This window comes from Lentilactobacillus farraginis DSM 18382 = JCM 14108 (assembly GCF_000583655.1).
Classification (GTDB): domain Bacteria; phylum Bacillota; class Bacilli; order Lactobacillales; family Lactobacillaceae; genus Lentilactobacillus; species Lentilactobacillus farraginis.
In genome coordinates this window covers 1-3,856 of the sequence record NZ_BAKI01000078.1, presented here as the reverse complement: position 1 = coordinate 3,856, position 3,856 = coordinate 1, and the positions used below count along the sequence as shown (strand labels likewise).

The 3,856-nt window shown below is 39.1% G+C and carries 2 protein-coding genes and 1 pseudogene; 1 reads left to right on the top strand and 2 read right to left on the bottom strand.

What is annotated here, in order from left to right:
• Nucleotides 1–73 precede the first annotated feature (73 nt).
• Nucleotides 74–1,473: pseudogene (gene allB, locus JCM14108_RS13510) on the bottom strand (allantoinase AllB).
• 34 nt (nt 1,474–1,507) lie between these two features.
• Nucleotides 1,508–2,992, bottom strand: coding sequence for an allantoin permease (gene allW, locus JCM14108_RS13505; RefSeq protein WP_035181471.1), 1,485 nt, complete (start codon nt 2,990–2,992; stop codon nt 1,508–1,510).
• Nucleotides 2,993–3,368: 376 nt separating this feature from the next.
• On the opposite strand from allW, the gene JCM14108_RS13500 reads away from it, so the two are divergent.
• The coding region (locus JCM14108_RS13500) for an alpha/beta hydrolase (protein ID WP_152536959.1) at nt 3,369–3,856 on the top strand (488 nt) is incomplete at its 3' end.

Here is a 3,856-nt window from a genome sequence, read left to right as displayed (position 1 = left end):
AACTGATTTTATGGGATTTCAAATAATTTTTTTCGACTTATGCCTCAGTCTCTAACCATTATAAAAATTAAATTTAATTCTCATGAACTGATTCTTTTGAATCTTCATGAACACTCTTAATAAATTGTCCTGGGAAGCTTTCAATCACGCCATTTTCTTGGCTATAAATTGTTTCTCCACGAAGAATGGTCTGGGCAATCTGTGCGCCGATTGTTCGACCAATGTAAGGCTGATCTTATTACGATATTCAAGGTCACCGGCTTCTAAAGTATATGAAGCATTTGGCTTAATCAAAACAAAATCTGCATCTTTGCCAATACTAATTCGACCCTTTTGGTCCAAATGATAACGATCCGCTGGATTCGAAGCAATTTCCTTGGCAAAATCTTTAAGTGACATGCCCCGCTTCTGAACGGCTTCGTCAAACATTACATCAACATCATTTTGAACGCCAGGAATTCCGCCCCATGCATCAAAGGCATTGTCTGTATCCTTCAAATCAGGTGTACATGGAGAATGATCGGAAGTTACAAAACTAATAGCACCTGACTGAACACGTTCCCACAAAGCATCCTTCTGTGCCTGTTCACGAATCGGAGGAGAACATTTTACAACAGGACCGATTGCATCCAATTCATCCTTAGTAAAGTAAAGATAATGAACACAAGTCTCACATGTTACATCAACGCCTTCTGCTCTGGCTTTAATAACTTCATCAACGCCTTCTTTACATGCCACATGACAAATGTGAATTCGACATCCGGTTTGTTTTGCCATAAAGATTGCTTTTCTGATAGCTTCAACTTCCGTGAAGACAGGACGCGTATCAACGTAGTCAGCTAACGTTTTCTTACCCTCTGCCTTGGCAATTTCGCCTAAACGATCCGTAATGGCAGCATTTTCTGCATGGATTGCAAGAACCTTACCCGTTTTAGCAATTTGGCGCATGCCTTCATATAATGAATAATCGTCAACGTTTTGGAAATCACCGTCAATTGCCCGATCACCACAAGTTGCCAAGAAGCACTTATATCCGGAAACTCCTTTGTCATCAAGCTCCTGAATACCACCATCAAGATTATAAGGAACCAATCCGCCGAACGAAGCAACATCCACCTTTAATTGATCTTTTCCGGCGGCATACTTTTGATCAATTGTTTTACCATCAACAGTTGCGGGTACTTGATTCAAAGGCATTTCCATAAACGATGTTACGCCGCCTTTAGCACATGCAGCTGTTCCTGTTACATATCCTTCCCATTCGTCGCGGTATCCACCGCCCATTGGTGTAATATGAACATGGGCATCGACCATTCCCGGGCTCACAACTAATCCTTCGGCGTCAATTTCCTTATCACCATCAAGGTCCTTTCCAATCGCGGTGATCTTACCATTATCTACGGCTACGTTTGTATGAACTTCACCATCTTCAAGAATGACGAGTCCATTTTTAATGACTAATTCATGACTCATGTTCTACTCCTCCTTCAGAGCTTCGCATCAAGCTCTATTCATCAATGTTAACAGTTTCAAGAACTTTTCTAGAAGTCAGTTTCTTCAATCCTAAATAAATTAAGAATGCAGAACCAAACCCAACAAACCATGAAACATCAGAAATAATATCCATTGCAGGAATAAATTGGCCACTTAGCGAGAGCACTAGTGCAATCACAGTAGCTGCATACGCTTCCTTGTTCACGCCATGATATAAAACTTCTTTATTATTTGTATTCAAATCCATATACAAATCGTCAAGATCCTCACGCCGTTTATGAATAAAGAAGTAATTTGCAATCATTACCCCAGCCACCGGTCCAAGCACAGCCCCAATTGCATTCAAGAAGATGAAAATACTGTCTGAGTTTTCCATTAGCTTCCATGGCATAATCAAGAAACTGATTGCACTTGCAATTAAAACACCACTTTTATAATTGAGCTTTTTCGGAAATAGGGCGGTTAATTGATAACCCGCAGGAATAATATTCCCAGTCGCATTCGTTGAAATAGTTGTTAGCAGGAACACTGCCATACAAATAATGACAGCCGGGAAGTTATCCCATCTTTCAACGATGTTTAGGACATTCCATTCCTGAATATGATAATGAATTGAACCACCAATTAAAATTACAACACTTGAAAAGGCAAAGATTAAGTATCCGAGTGATAAGCCTAATGTTTGGCCAATGACCTGAACACGCGTTGACTTTGCATTTTGTGTAAAATCTGAAACACTGGTTCCCGGTGCTGCCCATACAGCAATCACCGAGTTAAAAATAATGAAGTAAACCCAAATTGGGTTAACATGTGTCGTTGGATTGATGTGGTAGGAAAGAATTTGCTCTAATCCACCGGCACCCCAAATCGCCCAAATAGCCATTCCACCAAACACAACGTAGATTAGTGGGCTTAGAATTGCAGTGAACTTATTTAAAATACCGCCACCACCAATTCCAACAAGTACATTCAAAATCCAAAATATTGTAAATGCAATCAGTCCAGGAATACCAATCCCTAAGAACTTTGTCGTTCCACCAATATGAAGGAAACCGGGCCATATTTTCCCAAGCATAATGAGTAATGCAAGTGATCCCGTGTATGTTTGGAGACCAAACCAAGCAATCGCAGCCACACATCCCCGCAGAAATCCTGGTAGTTTGGCGCCCCAATTACCATAGGCGGAACGAAGATGCATCGCAAATGGGATGCCGTATTTGGAACCAACAATTCCATTTAATGCCATGAACGCTGACACAAAGAAGGCGCTTAGGAAAACGGCCAACATAACATTTATTGGCGATAAGCCTAAGAATAAGAATCCCCCAACCGCTGCATAGTTAGGAATATTATGAATCGATCCCATCCACAGCGTAAAGAAATTTCCCATTCCCATATTACGGCGATCTTTCGTTTTCGGAAGTAAATCGTCATTATATCCTCGTTCTCGAAACTTATTAATTTGTTTTTCAGTTATCTCATATTCATTCGTTTTCAACCTCAAAACCCCTTATTAACCGCTTAATCACCTCTTCTAAATAAGCCAGATAAACGACGTCGTCCTTATAAAACCCGCGCGGATTCACTACTTCGCTATTTATTGTTCAAGAGCATCATTCAACAGGACCTTGTCATTTATCAAGGTTAATTGTAAGCGTTTTCTTTGTTGACATCATTGTTTATTTTGGCTAAAAAAATATTTGAATTTGTTGTTTTGGAAACTTTGTTACCTTTCAAAATCACGTTATGATAATAGTTAAAAGAAGGTGAATAATGATGGAAATTCAAACCATTTCTGCACTTAATTATAAAAATACTTCGATATGTGCAACTATTTACTCATCAAGTGATAATCAGGCACAAATAGCACCACTATCCTTTATCTTCATGGTGGTGGCCTTGTCTTTGGCCAACGAGATGATCTTCCAAAATCATATATCGAAAAATTTATTAAAAATAATTGCGTTTTTATCTCGATTGATTATTTATTATCACCCGAAGTTAAACTTGATGAAATGTTAAAAGTCCTAAAACAATCCATTTCAAGTATTAGTAGGCAATATCAAATTTCTAATAATTTATTTTTAATGGGACGTTCTGCTGGCGCTTACCTGTGCTACTTACTTATAAGAGATGGAATAAAAGCTAAAGGATTTATTAGTTTATACGGCTATCACCAAATTACGCTACCGGAGTTTACGAATCCTGCTCCTTTCTATACGCGTTTTCCACGCGTGTTGCCAATGAACGCACAGTTACTTGTTAAGCAGTATCCGTTAGTCAAAGGGCCTATGCAAGATCGTTATCCCATTTATCTTTCAGGAAGACAGTTTGGAACATGGATTAACAGCCTAGTGCCTTT